The organism is Vibrio sp. E150_018 (genome assembly GCF_053544035.1).
Genome location: NZ_JBHGNY010000003.1, coordinates 48,451 through 63,561, shown reverse-complemented (window position 1 = coordinate 63,561; position 15,111 = coordinate 48,451). Strand labels below are relative to the sequence as shown.

The window sequence follows — 15,111 nt, the reverse complement described above, 5'->3', positions numbered from 1 at the left end:
ACAATTCTTTTCATTCTAACCCTTTACGCACAATCTGCCTATACCATGGCTGATATTGGTTTAGCCTCTTTTGTTCAATTAACCAGCCATTGGTATAAATTGAAATCGTTATTTGTCCGCCATGTGCGGTATCCATCCATTGAATACCGTTTTCTTGGTAACGTCTTTTGACACTTTGGCTGGGTAATCCCCACTGATTATTCAGCGCCAATGAAGCAATCGCTACTTTTGGTTTTAAAGATTCAACAAAGGAAGGAAAGGAAGAGGTTGCGCTGCCATGATGCGGTACCGTCATAACATCAATACCCGATAAATGACTATCTCTCATTAATATAATTTCGGATATTGCATCTATATCACCAGTAAGCAGTAGATCAAATTGCCCATCAGAAACCTGAACCACACACGAATGAGGGTTATATGCGCGCTTAACTTGCTTTGGTGGCCAAACGACTTCGAAATTGAGTTGTTGCCATTGCCACTTCTGCCCTTTAATACAAGCTTGATAACTATTTATATATTCACTACTGCGTTTCCACTGTGGTGATAACGCTGATTCAATATCAGTACGACCACCTGCATGATCTAAATCGGTATGACTGATCACTAAGCCGGATAACTGCTGCTCACCACTATTATGCAGTAATGGCACAATAATCGAATTGGCAATACTGCCGCCCTGCCAACTCATTCCAGTATCATACAAAACACTTTGCTGATCTTTACGGATAAGCACTGCCAAGCCTTGACCTACATCTAACACCTGCACTTGCCATTCAGGTCTAGGACGAGGTGGAAATAGTTGCCACAGTGTGACAATCAACGCAAAAATGTATAACGTTGAATAAATACGAAAGCGCCAAGCAATCAGCGCAAACGCAATCAATACACTAACGATTCCCCAATAACTCGACAACGTTAACCATGCACCTTCGACGAATTGCAATAACCATAAAATCGGCTGCAGTGTGTAATCTGCTAATCGCCATATTTGCACAAGCCAGCTGTCACTAAGGAACCAACTGCCATGAAAAATAGCGGTCATCATCAAGCAAAAGAAAATCACAGGAACCACAACGAGACTTACCCAAGGTATCGCGATTAAATTCACAAACGGAGAAACCCAACTGATGCCACCAAAAAAAGTCATACTTAGAAACGCTAAGCCAACAAACAATCCAAATTGTACGATTACCACTTGTCGCCAATTAAACTTAATCCGCTTATGTTGAGATAAATAAAACCAAAGTGATAGGTAAATAATGACGATAGCGCCAAAGGATAGCCAGAAACTTGTTTGCAGAACCGACATAGGTTGACAGACAAGTATTAAACACAAGCTATACAATAGGATTTGCCACACTGACCAATGAATACCGCTTGCCAACATAAATAAAACTAGCCCGCCCATAATCAAAGCCCGTTGTGTTGGTAGTGCAAAGCCTGCTAAGTAGGCATAAAGCAAAGCAACTGTAAAACTAATAAACAAGGGAATCAGTCGAAAGATAGAAGATAAAGAGTGTGTTAGGTGACATAGTAGTGATTTGATAATACGACCGATATTCCAACCGATAGCCATAGCGAGTCCAATATGTAATCCAGAAATCGCCATGAGATGTGACAAACCAGAATCTCGTAACTGTTGCCATTGCTGATCGGACATCAAGCTTCTATCACCAAAAGCCAGTGCAATAATAAAGGCTTTTGAATCCAATTTATTCAGATAGGCGATCGCTTTTTCGTGTAACCATAAGCGCCAGGAATCGCTTATTTTTATTCGAAAATTTAAACCGTCTTTTGGCTCAATAACCGCTTTACCGTGCCATTGATTAGAGACATAATATTGTTCGCTATCAAAACCCACATCGTTTAATTGACCGGTAATGGGTTTAACTTGAATTTGAAACTGCCAAACCTCCCCAAGTTGCGGCTGATTCTCTTCTGGTCGATCAAAAAATGTCTTCACCGTAGGACGTGCGTAGATCGGTAAATCAATATTATTAATGCGTTGTATTGATAAGAGCATTTGTTGACCATGCACCGCAGGCTGAACAAAACTGATCACTTTAGCTTGGGTTGTGACAGAGGTGCCTTGGGAAAAGAGTGTTTCTGTCACATGACGATAATGATTTCCATGAACAATCACCGTAAAGCAACCCAACAGTAAACCTTGAACTAAATAGCTCAATATTTTGAAGTAACGTTCTTTTATAAAATAGCTATTTGGGGTAACGAAAGCATCTTCTATACAATGTCTATCTTTTATGAAGAAAGCATTTTTTATGAAGAAAAGAACAAGAAATAGTACTACAATCGGCATCAACCAATTGAGTGTCGGCATGAATGGCCACAACGCACCACTTGCAGCCCCAAACATCAAGCCGATCAGAATATAATTGCGATTAATATGAGCCACCATTTATGCCAAAGAAATTGATTAAACGCTTCATGCCAGACCATGAGACAATCAAGAGCCAAAAAGCCTTAAAGATTTTTGGTAGCGTTTTATATAATCCCAATTTGTGGAGCTTAAATAGACGCTCAGCAGCCGGCGCTTTTGCTGTTGGTTTATTTATTGCCTTTATCCCACTGCCAAGCCAAATGCTTATGGCTTCTGGTGCCGCTATTTTATGTGGTGTCAACTTGCCCCTTTCAGTTGCTTTAGTTTGGGTAAGTAATCCAATCACCATGCCATTTTTATTCTACTTTGCTTATCACGTAGGCGCATGGCTGATGAAAACCCCTGAACAAGCTTTCCATTTTGAGCTAACTTGGAATTTCTTTATTGAACAAATCAACACTATTGGGCCACCGTTATTATTAGGTTGTTTCGTTTGCGGTGTCGTTCTTGCCATCCTCGGCTATTTCGGCATCCAAGGTTTATGGCGCTACTCTGTTGTTCGTAGCTGGAAAAAACGCCGTTTACGATAACCTATCAAATAGATAATTCAGCTATTATCGTCACTCAACATTCAGACAAATAAAAAAAGTGCTATCAAGTTAGCGTTCTAAATGAACAAACTTGATAGCACTCTTTTTTTTGAGACAACTTACGGCTCTAGGGCGTTTCACTTCTCGTGTCTCGAGGCCTAACTGTTCACCCCGATTAAAGCGACAACATCGAGCGACGAGAAACGAAAAGCGCAGCGTTCGAGTTACGTTATTTATTTCGCACTTAAAACCGTTGCCGGATTCAATTTACTCGCTCTTGACGCTGGATACCAAGTGGCTAATAAACTCAAAGTAATTGCGGTACCAGACACTAATAACACATCCGGCCATGATACGAGCGAAGGTAGAAAGTCAATAAAGTAAATATCACCCGATAAGAATTGATGGCCTATGATAGTTTCTAATCCTTTAACCATCGGCGTAAGGTTATACGCCACCAGCACACCAATGACACTACCAATCACACTACCTAACACGCCAGACATCACGCCATACCAAACAAAAATACGTTTGATTAGACCATCACTGGCCCCCATTGTGCGTAGAATAGCAATATCAGAAGCTCGGTCTTTCACGGCCATCATCAAGGTCGATACAATGTTAAAACTTGCCACACCGATCACGAGCACCATCACTAAGTACATAATCGTGCGTACCATTTGAATATCATGGTGTAAAAAGCCGTACTTCTCTTTCCAACTTTTCAGGTAGGCATAAACGGGAATAGTTGCGCCAACTTCACGAATGATACGGTCAGCTTCAAAGACAGGTTCCACTTTTAAAGATACGCCGCTGACGCCTTTACCCATCTTCATATAGTTCTGACCATCTTCTAGTGGGATCATCACTAAACCATGATCGATTTGACCACCTAGTGTTAAAAACCCCACCACATGAACTCGTACACGTTTCGGTGCACTCAGTTGTATCTGACCATTTGAAGACGCTGGGGGAATTAATATGGTGATTGAATCGCCGACTTTCACATTCAGTTTGTCAGCAACCCCTTTGCCTAGCACGATTTGATTTTGACCGGCTCTAAAGTTTTGCCATGCTTGTTTATCGACAAATTTAGAAAGGTTGGAGACCGCACGTTCATAATCTGGGTCGACTGCGCGAACTTCCACCGCTTTAAGTTTGCTGCCGCGCTCTAGCAAGGCCGTAAAACGAACATATGGTGCGACCGCTTTCACTTGTTCATTTTTGTTGGCAATCGATGCAATTTTTTGCCAATCTTGAATCGGCTCTTTGACCCCTTCCATTTCAGCTTGTGGGATCACCGACAGCACGCGGTTTTCTAATTCACGTTCAAAACCATTCATTGCTGATAAACCGACAATAATCACCGCCACACCCACGGCAATACCAATAGTAGAAGATAGCGAGATAAACGAAACCAGCTTATTACGTTCTTTGGCACGGCTAAATTTAGAACCAATGAATAACGATAAAAACATAATTACTCGCCCGACTCTTGTTCTGTATGATGAGTGATGACAGTATTTTCATTCCAATCAAGTACGCCGTCTTGCATGGTGTATTGCTTATCCATTTTTAAGGCCAATTGATTATCATGGGTAACCACTAAAAACGCGGTACCAAAATCACGATTAAGTTGACGCATCAAATCGTAAATCTCTAACGCCGTTTTTTGATCAAGATTACCCGTTGGTTCATCAGCTAACACAAGATCCGGCTCATTAACTAATGCGCGCGCAATCGCCACACGTTGTCTTTCACCACCTGACAACTCAGATGGACGGTGTTCTAAACGATGACCTAGCCCCACCTTATCTAACACCGATTTCGCTTTTTGTTTTGCAACATCGGCTTTCTGCTTACCAATCAATAATGGCATGGCGACATTTTCTAAAGCAGTAAAATCAGCAAGTAAGTGATGGAATTGATACACAAAACCGATATGTTGATTACGTAACTTGGCTTGTTTGTTACCCGATAAACGCAATAAAGATTGGCCGAGTACCGTTACATCACCATTACTGGCGTCATCTAATGCGCCAAGAATATGTAGCAAGGTACTTTTACCCGAGCCAGAAGAGCCAACAATGGCTAAGAAGTCACCTTTATTGATGGATAAACTCACCCCTTTTAACACCTCAGTTTCAAGGTTTCCTTCTTGGTAAGTTTTACTTATATTTTGACAGCTTAATAAAGGATTCATAATGTCTTGCCTTGTAGCCAAAAAGCCGCGTAAATAATCGCAGCCTTTGAGAAAGTGTTATTCATAACGAAGCGCTTCTGCCGGTTTAACCGAAGCGGCGCGATAAGATGGAAATAAGGTCGCCAATAAGCTCAAGCCAATAGCAAGAATGATCACTACCGCAACCTGAAGCGGTTCAATCACCACGGGCAGTTCCGTGCCCGGCGCAAACAATGACAAACCTAAAGCGCTCATCACATTGTTTAGATTCGCTGCCAGTAGTGTGCCTAGTAGTCCACCGACGAGTGCACCAATCACCCCACTACTCGCGCCCTGCACCATAAATATCGCTAATATTTGATGATTCGACATGCCTTGGGTTTTCAAAATGGCGACTTCTGATTGCTTCTCCATCACCACCATAATTAACGCTGAAATAATGTTGAACGCCGCCACCGCGATAATCAACCCTAACATCAAGCCCATCATATTCTTTTCCATACGTACTGCTTGAAATAGTTCACCACGTTGATCACGCCAATCAGACCAAAACCATTTTTCAGGTAATAAATCATTGTTTTTCACTTGTTGTGCTAAACCAGCCACCACAAATGGGTCATCAAAAAATAATCGCCAACCTGAAATATGATCACTGGAATAACGCAATAAACGTCCTGCATCTTCGATATTAGTGACCATCAACATGCCATCAACATCAGAGCCGGTATTAAAGATGCCCGCCACAGTAAAATTACGTTGGCTAGGAATGCGCCCTAGCGGTGTATATTGGCTAGCGTTCGTCACCATTAATCGCACTTTAGATCCAACATTCACATTTAATGTTCTGGCTAAAGTGTGACCTAGAAAGACGTGATAACTTCCCGGTGTTAATTGTGAGACTTGCCCCATCATCATACGTTTTGCGATAGGATCTTGCTCTCTTGGCTCAATGCCGACCATTAAACCTGCGCTTAACTTAGTTGAACTTTGGATAATCGCTTCGCTACGCACAATGGGAGAAATATCTTCAACATGGGGGATAGCATTTAGGAAAGCGGGTGGCGTATCTGAGATTAGGGTTTTATCATCGGCTTGTGAGATCACAGCTTGAGGAAGCACGCCGAGAATTTTTTGCTTTAGTTGCCCTTCAAAGCCATTCATCACGGACAATACCGTCACAAGAGATAGAACACCGATAGAAATACCGGCGGTCGACATATACGAGACAAATCGGCTGAATTTATCGCCTGATCGACCTTTCAAATACCGCAAACCAATATAGGCCGAAACTGGGTGAAACATTCCAATAATCCCTGAATAAAATAATGAAACCGGAGCATATACCCAAGTAACTTCAAGGTGCAAGTTTCAGCAAGAATAAAACAAGCTTTAGGCAAGGCAAATTGAATATGATCATCGTTATTCTATCTCTGACCATTTTACAAATAGCAAACGCAATAATTCACATACTTCTTACTATTAGTGGTGAGAAATTGATTAAAAAACAACAATTGTGCACATTCCCTTGATTAGTTTGCCTACATGACGATAATCAAACCACTCAAAGTGCTACAACTAGCGCAACATTCAATTTATAAAAGCCTAATCGAATTATGTCTGAAATTTCATCCACGTCAGCGTCTTCTCTCTTGCAACTGCCACTGCCAACTAAAGCTGGTGACAAAAAGCACATAGGCCAATTAGTCGGCGGTTCACTCGCACTCTCCATTGCAGAGCTTAGCGAACAACATTCAGGAGTCACATTACTTGCTGTACCTGATCCGCAAATAGCGATAAAGCTGCAGCACGAAGTAAGCCAGTTCACCGATCATTCGGTGTCTTTATTCCCTGATTGGGAAACGCTGCCGTATGATAACTTTTCTCCGCATCAAGATATTATTTCAGACCGTATCGCGCAGCTGTATCAATTACCAACGCAGCAAAACGGCTTAATCATTATTCCAATCAGCACACTATTACAGCGTCAATCACCGAAAGATTACCTACTCAAAACCACATTAATGGTCAAAAATGGCGATCTTTATTCACTCGACAAACTACGTATGCAACTGGAAAGTTCTGGTTATCGCCATGTTGATCAAGTGTTTGGCCCGGGTGAATACGCCAGCCGAGGTTCGATTATCGACCTTTTCCCAATGGGCTGTGATAACCCATATCGAATCGATTTTTTTGATGATGAAATCGATAGTATCCGTACCTTTGATGCTGAAACTCAACGCACGATAGAAGATATACAAGACATTCGTCTACTACCTGCTCATGAGTTTCCAACTACTGAAGCGGCGATAGAAGATTTTCGCATTCGCTGGCGTCAACGTTTTGAAGCGCGACGTGAACCTGAATCCGTTTATATGCAAGTATCAAAAGGCACTTGGCCTGCTGGCATCGAATATTGGCAACCATTGTTCTTTGAGCATACCGATACCTTATTCGACTATCTACCAGAAAACACCTTGCTACTGACGCTTGGTGAACTTGAAAAAAGTATTGATACCTTTTTAGCCGATGCTGAATACCGTTTTGAACAACGTAAAGTTGATCCACTTCGCCCATTACTTGAGCCTCATGAATTATGGTTAAAGAAAAATGAACTATTTAGCTGCTTCAAAGGTATGCCTCAAGTAGCCTTATCAGTTGAAGCGGTAGAAGACAAAGCTGGCCGTAACAACGCTTCCGTTACTCCTCTGCCTAATTTACATGCCCAGCACCAGCTTAAAGAGCCACTTATCGCACTGCGTCAATATCTTGAGCAATACTTAACTGACACCCCGCAAGGTAAGGTGATCTTCTCGGTAGAATCAGAAGGTCGCCGTGAAACATTAAATGAACTATTAAGCCCAATAAAAATAAAACCGAAAGAATGTGACAACCTTTCCCAAGCATTAGCATCTAAACAAAAGTACTCTCTAATACTCGGCTCAACTGAACACGGCTTTGTTCATCATTCGCCTGATTTTACCTTTATCTGTGAAAGTGATGTACTTGGCGACCGCGTGATCCAGCGTCGCAAAAAAGATCGTAAAGCGGTCAATAGCGATACCGTAATTCGCCATCTTGCAGAATTAAAACCCGGTCAACCTGTAGTGCATCTCGATCACGGTATCGGTCGCTATATTGGTTTACAAACCTTAGAAGCTGGTGGGCTCGCCACCGAATATGTCACCCTTGAGTACTTAAATAATGCCAAACTGTATGTTCCAGTATCCTCCCTCAACTTAATCAGTCGTTATTCAGGTGGTGCAGAAGAAACCGCTCCATTACATAAACTGGGTAGTGATGCTTGGAATAGAGCTCGTCAACGCGCCGCAGAAAAAGTCCGCGATGTAGCAGCAGAATTGTTAGATGTTTACGCCAAACGTGAAATCAAAAAGGGCTTTAAGTTCATTCACGATAAAGAACAATACGCGCACTTTAAAGCCACTTTCCCGTTTGAAGAAACCGATGATCAGTCTATGGCGATTAATGCAGTTCTCTCCGATATGTGCCAAGCAAAGGCCATGGATAGACTCGTCTGTGGTGATGTTGGTTTTGGTAAAACCGAAGTAGCTATGCGAGCGACATTCCTTGCAGTGGATAACAGTAAGCAAGTTGCAGTACTAGTGCCAACCACCCTACTTGCTCAACAACATTTTGAAAACTTCCGTGATCGTTTCGCCAACCTACCGGTACGAGTTGAAGTGTTATCGCGCTTTAAATCAGCTAAGGAACAAAAGCAGATTTTAAATGATATCACTGAAGGTAAAGTCGATATCATTATCGGCACCCATAAACTGCTGCAAGATGATATTAAATTCCGCGATCTCGGTTTATTGATTGTCGATGAAGAACACCGCTTTGGTGTGCGCCAGAAAGAAAAAGTAAAAGCGATGCGTGCCGATGTGGATATTTTGACACTCACCGCTACACCGATCCCTCGTACTTTGAACATGGCAATGAGTGGTATGCGTGATTTATCGATTATCGCCACTCCACCAGCACGACGTTTAGCCATCAAAACCTTTGTCCGTCAAAGTGAAGGTAGTGTGATTCGCGAAGCAGTACTGCGTGAAATTATGCGCGGTGGCCAAGTCTATTTCTTACATAACAATGTCGAAACCATAGAAAAAGTTGCCGAAGATTTAGCTAAATTAATTCCAGAAGCACGCGTGATCACCGCCCACGGACAAATGCGCGAACGTGAACTGGAAGGCATCATGAATGATTTCTACCACCAGCGCTTTAACTTGCTGGTTTGTACCACCATTATCGAAACCGGTATCGATGTGCCAACCGCCAATACCATCATTATGGATCGCGCGGATAAACTCGGTTTAGCACAGCTTCATCAATTACGTGGTCGTGTTGGTCGTTCGCACCACCAAGCGTATGCTTATTTATTAACGCCACATCCAAAAGCGTTAAGCAAAGATGCAGTGAAACGTTTGGATGCGATTGCCTCATTAGAAGACCTAGGTGCAGGCTTTACACTAGCCACTCACGATTTAGAAATTCGTGGCGCAGGTGAGTTATTAGGTGACGATCAAAGCGGACAAATTCAATCGGTCGGCTTCTCGTTATACATGGAAATGCTAGAACAAGCGGTCAATGCGTTAAAAGAAGGCAAAGAATTGTCATTAGACGAACTTTTACGTGAACAAACTGAAGTAGAATTACGCTTACCAGCATTACTGCCAGATGACTACATTCCCGACATCAATACTCGTTTATCTATGTACAAGCGTATTGCCAGTGTGAATAGTGAGTCGGAACTAGCAGAAATGAAAGTGGAACTGATTGATCGCTTTGGCAGCTTACCGGATGCGGCGAAAAACTTATTAGTGATCAGTGAAATAAAGCTTCAAGCTGCTAGAATACAAGCGAAAAAAATTGAAGCACATGACAAAGGTGGTTTTATTGAGTTTTCACCAAATGCAAACATTAACCCAGCATTCTTGGTACAATTACTCCAATCATCGCCGAAAAAATTTGCAATGGAAGGCCCCACTAAGTTCAAGTTTACTGTACCATTAACAGATAGACGGGAACGAATCAGTTTCATTAACGATTTACTGGCCAACTTTCAACAAAATCGTTTACCAAAAATTGGCTAAACGCTATGTAACTTAGCAATAAGTACATCATTTATTATATTAGCTAAGGTACTATCTACATTAGAAATCTAGAATAGAAGTATCTTTGATTACGGAGTACCAATGAAAAAACTGATTATATTCCTATTGGTTTTTGTTTCATTACCAACATTTGCACGATCTTTTGCTATCGAAATGATCATCTTTAAGCGTAATGTGGAGCCATCACAAGTTAACGAGTTTTGGCCACAAAACCTTGAGCCGATTAATTTTGAACGCGCATTTTCATACCGTGATAGCAACTTAATGTCGCAGCATAAAGCAGGCCTACTTTCGAGTGGTTATTACAAGCTGAATAGACAATACCAAGCATTAGACCGTCACGCAGGATTTAAGCCATTAGTTCATATAACTTGGTATCAAAATGACCGAGGTGAAAGCACATCACCAGTTTTACACATCCAAGCGGGTGAGGATTTTTCGGATAGATTCGCACCGGATGGTCGCTCTCTTAAAGAGATTGCCAAAGATGGTACTCCGACATCCATTGAAAAAAAGCCATTATATGAGCTAGATGGTACAGTCCAGGTTTATGTACAACACTACCTATACTTGAAAACTAACCTAGACTTACGCATTCCTGGACAAAATGAAGTCGTATTACAAGACTCAGTGATCGACCCATCGACTGAAGATAGCGATGAAAATGTTCAAGTAGGAAACCTAGAGCCAGTTAAACCAAAAGTCGAAGTCCAAGACTTTTTAAATAGTTACCGTATGCAGCAAAAACGAAAAATTAGAAGTGGTGAAGTACACTACTTAGATAATCCATTCCTAGGCGTGATTATCAATATTCGTAAGCTGTAATACTAGTTTGTACCCAAAGTAATTGGAGTTTCAGTGAAGCGACAAGTGAATGAGACCCCATGAGTTTAGCCTACCTAAATGATTGGATTGAATGAGTGCTGTCAACAAAGCTCCGGATTCAAGTACAAAGGGTAATAAAGTAACTTCGAATCAAGAGGCCCCCATGGCCTCTTTTTAATTGCATCATGGCAGGTGAACGATGACCCCAGATCATACCTTACTGACCGCTCGGTTAAGATTACGCATGATCCATGCTGATGAAAATCAACGCTTTGCTGATGCGATTAAATTCTCCCCTTCTCTCTACCCATGGCTTGATTGGTGTCATTTAGCATTCACCGTTGAAGAAGCAACAGATTTTCTGATGCATACCCGCTTAAACTGGTTGAAAAATAATGCCTACGGATTTGGTATCTACCATCAACAAACCGATGATTTTATTGGTATGGTGGCATTAACTGATCTATCACTTAGCTTCAATATGGGAACGATTGGTTATTGGATATGCGACCAACACCAATCAAACGGTTATGCCAAAGAAGCTCTGTTAGCCCTCATTAATTTTTGCTTCACCGAATTACGTCTTACTCGTCTTGAGTGTATCTGTGACCCTGACAATATTGCCAGTCATCATGTCGCGTTAAATTGCGGAGCAGAAAAAGAAGGGCTGGCTCGTAATCGCTATTTATTCGAAGGAAAGCCGAAAGATGGAATCGTATTTTCTTTTATTCCGGATTAATGTTCACTGTATAAGTAAGAATGATCATATAATTAGCGAGATTTGTATAACGAAACAAATACAAAAAAGCCCATTATAATGGGCTTTCATTTTAGATAATTAAATCGCGATGACTCTTAGTGCAGCTTAAGATTTGGACGTAACACTCGGTTAATTCGCCCTACTAACATCATCAAGCCAGTTTTAAAGCAGCCGTGTAAAGCCATTAGGTGCATACGGTAGAGTGATATGTATACGACTCGCGCAATACGACCTTCAATCATCATAGAACCTTTTGTTAAGTTGCCCATTAAGCTACCCACGGTAGAAAAGCGGCTTAATGACACAAGTGAACCATGATCTTTATAAGTATACGCTTTCAATGCATGACCATTAATTTGTGCCACAATATTGCGATAAGCCAAACTTGCCATTTGGTGTGCAGCTTGAGCACGAGGAGGTACAAAAGATCCATTCTTTTGCTGGCAAGAGGCTAAATCACCAATCACATAAATATCATCATCACGTGTTGATTGTAGTGTATCTTTCACGATCAACTGATTGATCCGATTGGTTTCTAAACCTGCGATATCTTTCATAAAATCAGGCGCTTTAATACCTGCCGCCCATACCATTAGTTGAGCAGGAATACGCTCACCGTCTTTGGTAATTAAGCCTTGTTCATCCGCTTTCGTCACCATAGTCGCAGTACGAACATTTACGCCTAACTTTGTTAACTCACTGTGTGCTGCTGATGAAATTCGTGGTGGTAACGCAGGTAAAATACGCTCCCCCGCTTCAACTAGGTTCACGTTCAATTTACTTGAATCTAAATCTTCAAAGCCGTATGTGTGCAGCTCTTTAATTGCATTATGCAGTTCAGCAGACAGCTCTACGCCGGTTGCCCCACCACCAACAATCGCGATATCCACTTTGCCATCACCATGTTTCGCATGAAGCTTTAAGAACAAGTTATTCATTTCTTTACGGAAACGGTGTGCTTGCTCTGGGCTATCTAAAAAGATGCAGTTTTCTTTTACGCCAGGAGTATTAAAATCATTTGATTTAGAGCCAATCGCTAATACCAGAATATCGTATTCAATTTCACGGCTCGGGATCAGCAGATCATTATTCTCATCCTTGATTTCACTTAGTGAGATAACTTTACGCTCACGGTCAATACCATCTAGACTACCCATTTGAAAATCAAAATGATGATTTTTGGCATGAGCACGATAACTTAATGCATCCACACCTTCATCCAGAGAACCGGTTGCCACTTCATGTAATAATGGCTTCCATAAGTGACTTCCGTTACGGTCTACTAAAGTAATACTCGCGCGTCTCTTACGACCTAATGTTCGACCTAATTTTGTGGCAAGCTCTAAACCACCAGCACCACCACCTACTACAACGATTCGCGTCATCAGACACTCCTAAATATATAAAGATAAAATTGATTCAGCCCAGTCTCTACTAAACTCAACTGATAAATTCTTCATGTTTTTCGATACGATGAGGTTTAGCGTGTAGACTAAACCTAAAAAGGTCACCTTTGAGATGATGAAAAAGTTGTATGTATCGGTGAGATCAAATTGTGACGTAACGGTTATTTTTCATTCTATTTATTGGTAAAATTTGATCTAGCTCATTATATCCAGACCTAAAGTAGGATCAATAGAAAGTGACGATTAATAAAAAAGAGCCAATTATTAGCTCTTCTTTATAGTAACAATTTGTAATTAGGGTATACCCAGTCAGTTGAATAGATAAATTAAGATTGTTTGAAGGCTTTAATCATTTGCAAGTGTTGAGAGATTTTCTTAAATTTATGTTTTTCAGCGTCATCCCATATCACCTTGTAGTATGGCGATAATGCCTCATAGCTATCTTGATTATCTCTGATTTCATCATTGCGAGATAAAAATACTAAGCAGTTATCTTTATTTTTCTCGCGATAATCTTTAATGCATTTAGTCGCGATATCAGAATATTCTTCAGGGCGATCTATACGACCTTGCATATTATCTTCTGGGTTGAGATTAGGATTGAAAATAGCTTGTTTAATGCCACATAGGAAGCCGATGCGTTCTGACCAGTAACCGCCTAGGCCAACGCCACAGATAAGCGGTGATGAGTCATCAGTTTGCTCAACCACTTTAGTCACTTCTTTTAACAAGTGCTGCATATCATGTTTCGGGTGAAGTGTACTGTAATTGATAAAGCGAACATCTTCATCGATGAATTGAAGCTGTAATACTTTTTCATGATTCCCTGGGCTTGTGCTATCAAAGCCATGTAAATAAATAATCATTGAACCATCCTCAGTTCTCGTTCGATAATTTAATCTACCATGAATAGTATGGTTTATTAATGAAGATATTAAGAAAAGTGACCTATGTTCGCTCTTCCGACCAGAATACTACGATTCAGACAATTCTAACTGCTGAGTTAACACTTCGATCGCTTGCTTATCTGATGCTCGCTGATGTATAGAAAAGTTTACTTGATGCCACAGCAACGCCATAAAGCGTAAATATGGTAACCATTCTTCTACAATAACAATGAATTGGGTCTTATCGATATCTAAACGACTAAGCGCCAAATAACATTCAACACTGTCTTCAACATTAAGTTGTTCAGCTAAAATCGTCGTCGCTAAATCGACCACAGGGCTAGCAATTGCTGCATATTCCCAGTCAATCACCACTAACCCTAAATCAGGCTTTTGGATAATATTATAGCGACCTAGATCAAAATGGCAGAGGCAAGGCGCTAAAATTGATTCTGTACGATTTTTTAACTCATTATATTGCTGATAAAAAAGCTCAAACCACTGCTGATAACGCTGTGTTTGTTGTTGACTCGGTAATGCCTGCCAATAGTTTGCAATACAACATTGATAATCGAAAATAGGCAAGGAATGAACTTGAAGAATCGGATATTGATGAAGAGAAACGAGGCACTTCATCACAAGCAATGACAATGGTGCATTATGTTGCTCCATTAAAGTCACGCCATCTACCCACTCGACCAATAAGCCTTGTGGTAATAAGGCTTTAGCATTTGGTGATAAATCAAAGCTTTCAAGTGCATTGAGAATTTCGAATTCATTGGAACGGTTTATAGAAAAGAATTGAGTAGAAATAGAATGTGGCCGCCATACATACTGACGACCACATGAGGTAGTGATTTTCCAACACTGGTTGGTTAATCCACCTTGTAATGGTTGAATATTTGAAATACTTTCAGGCCACTGAGCTTGTAGATCGATTAAGCTTGAATCTTGCTTAATGTAGTGTTCTTTCAAACCCATGATCCTG

General features: G+C 41.0%; 11 protein-coding genes. 4 read left to right on the top strand and 7 right to left on the bottom strand.

Annotated elements, in window-relative coordinates:
• Positions 1-10: 10 nt before the first annotated feature.
• Positions 11-2,416: a DNA internalization-related competence protein ComEC/Rec2 gene (locus tag ACE3G9_RS05045; RefSeq protein WP_449218606.1), complete on the bottom strand. Its 2,406-nt coding sequence runs from the start codon at positions 2,414-2,416 to the stop codon at positions 11-13.
• A 5-nt stretch (positions 2,417-2,421) separates the two neighbouring features.
• On the opposite strand from ACE3G9_RS05045, the gene ACE3G9_RS05040 reads away from it, so the two are divergent.
• Positions 2,422-2,931, top strand: coding sequence for a DUF2062 domain-containing protein (locus tag ACE3G9_RS05040; protein ID WP_417878750.1), 510 nt, complete (start codon positions 2,422-2,424; stop codon positions 2,929-2,931).
• A 233-nt stretch (positions 2,932-3,164) separates the two neighbouring features.
• Here ACE3G9_RS05040 and lolE read toward each other — a convergent pair whose 3' ends face one another.
• Genes lolE through lolC form a run of 3 tightly spaced genes read right to left on the bottom strand, consistent with a single transcriptional unit; the run spans position 3,165 to position 6,415 of the window.
• Positions 3,165-4,409 (bottom strand): lipoprotein-releasing ABC transporter permease subunit LolE, encoded by a 1,245-nt coding sequence (gene lolE / locus ACE3G9_RS05035; RefSeq protein WP_449218605.1) that lies wholly within the window; start codon positions 4,407-4,409, stop codon positions 3,165-3,167.
• A gap of 2 nt (positions 4,410-4,411) precedes the next feature.
• Positions 4,412-5,134 carry a lipoprotein-releasing ABC transporter ATP-binding protein LolD gene (gene lolD, locus ACE3G9_RS05030; RefSeq protein ID WP_417878748.1) on the bottom strand — a complete coding sequence of 241 codons (723 nt, stop codon included), beginning with the start codon at positions 5,132-5,134 and terminating at the stop codon, positions 4,412-4,414.
• 57 nt (positions 5,135-5,191) lie between these two features.
• On the bottom strand, positions 5,192-6,415 hold the full coding sequence (lolC, locus tag ACE3G9_RS05025) for a lipoprotein-releasing ABC transporter permease subunit LolC (protein ID WP_449218604.1): 1,224 nt from the start codon (positions 6,413-6,415) through the stop codon (positions 5,192-5,194).
• A 311-nt stretch (positions 6,416-6,726) separates the two neighbouring features.
• Here lolC and mfd point away from each other — a divergent pair, with 311 nt between their 5' ends.
• From mfd to ACE3G9_RS05010, 3 genes are all read left to right on the top strand, one after another.
• Complete coding sequence (gene mfd / locus ACE3G9_RS05020; protein WP_449218603.1) at positions 6,727-10,224, top strand: transcription-repair coupling factor; 3,498 nt, start codon at positions 6,727-6,729, stop codon at positions 10,222-10,224.
• A 102-nt stretch (positions 10,225-10,326) separates the two neighbouring features.
• Positions 10,327-11,070, top strand: a complete 744-nt coding sequence (locus ACE3G9_RS05015) for a peptidoglycan binding protein CsiV (RefSeq protein WP_417878745.1) — start codon at positions 10,327-10,329, stop codon at positions 11,068-11,070.
• Between the two features lie 199 nt (positions 11,071-11,269).
• The gene (locus ACE3G9_RS05010) at positions 11,270-11,809 is read left to right on the top strand and encodes a GNAT family N-acetyltransferase (RefSeq protein ID WP_417878744.1); all 540 of its coding nucleotides are present in this window, start codon (positions 11,270-11,272) and stop codon (positions 11,807-11,809) included.
• A gap of 116 nt (positions 11,810-11,925) precedes the next feature.
• Here the strand turns inward: ACE3G9_RS05010 and ACE3G9_RS05005 are convergent, their stop codons facing one another.
• The 3 genes from ACE3G9_RS05005 to ACE3G9_RS04995 form a co-directional block, all read right to left on the bottom strand.
• Complete coding sequence (locus ACE3G9_RS05005) at positions 11,926-13,215, bottom strand: NAD(P)/FAD-dependent oxidoreductase (RefSeq protein ID WP_417878743.1); 1,290 nt, start codon at positions 13,213-13,215, stop codon at positions 11,926-11,928.
• A gap of 347 nt (positions 13,216-13,562) precedes the next feature.
• Positions 13,563-14,102 carry an alpha/beta hydrolase YcfP gene (ycfP, locus tag ACE3G9_RS05000; protein ID WP_417878742.1) on the bottom strand — a complete coding sequence of 180 codons (540 nt, stop codon included), beginning with the start codon at positions 14,100-14,102 and terminating at the stop codon, positions 13,563-13,565.
• A 108-nt stretch (positions 14,103-14,210) separates the two neighbouring features.
• Positions 14,211-15,104: a phosphotransferase gene (locus ACE3G9_RS04995; RefSeq protein ID WP_417878741.1), complete on the bottom strand. Its 894-nt coding sequence runs from the start codon at positions 15,102-15,104 to the stop codon at positions 14,211-14,213.
• Between the last annotated feature and the right edge of the window lie 7 nt (positions 15,105-15,111).

Excerpts from the sequence above, each read along its gene's own strand:
- ACE3G9_RS05005 (WP_417878743.1), bottom strand. The coding sequence starts at position 13,215 with ATGACGCGAATCGTTGTAGTAGGTGGTGGTGCTGGTGGTTTAGAGCTT.
- ycfP (WP_417878742.1), bottom strand. The coding sequence starts at position 14,102 with ATGATTATTTATTTACATGGCTTTGATAGCACAAGCCCAGGGAATCAT.
- ACE3G9_RS05010 (WP_417878744.1), top strand. The coding sequence starts at position 11,270 with ATGACCCCAGATCATACCTTACTGACCGCTCGGTTAAGATTACGCATG.
- ACE3G9_RS04995 (WP_417878741.1), bottom strand. The coding sequence starts at position 15,104 with ATGGGTTTGAAAGAACACTACATTAAGCAAGATTCAAGCTTAATCGAT.
- lolD (WP_417878748.1), bottom strand. The coding sequence starts at position 5,134 with ATGAATCCTTTATTAAGCTGTCAAAATATAAGTAAAACTTACCAAGAA.
- ACE3G9_RS05015 (WP_417878745.1), top strand. The coding sequence starts at position 10,327 with ATGAAAAAACTGATTATATTCCTATTGGTTTTTGTTTCATTACCAACA.
- ACE3G9_RS05040 (WP_417878750.1), top strand. The coding sequence starts at position 2,422 with ATGCCAAAGAAATTGATTAAACGCTTCATGCCAGACCATGAGACAATC.
- lolE (WP_449218605.1), bottom strand. The coding sequence starts at position 4,409 with ATGTTTTTATCGTTATTCATTGGTTCTAAATTTAGCCGTGCCAAAGAA.
- mfd (WP_449218603.1), top strand. The coding sequence starts at position 6,727 with ATGTCTGAAATTTCATCCACGTCAGCGTCTTCTCTCTTGCAACTGCCA.
- lolC (WP_449218604.1), bottom strand. The coding sequence starts at position 6,415 with ATGTTTCACCCAGTTTCGGCCTATATTGGTTTGCGGTATTTGAAAGGT.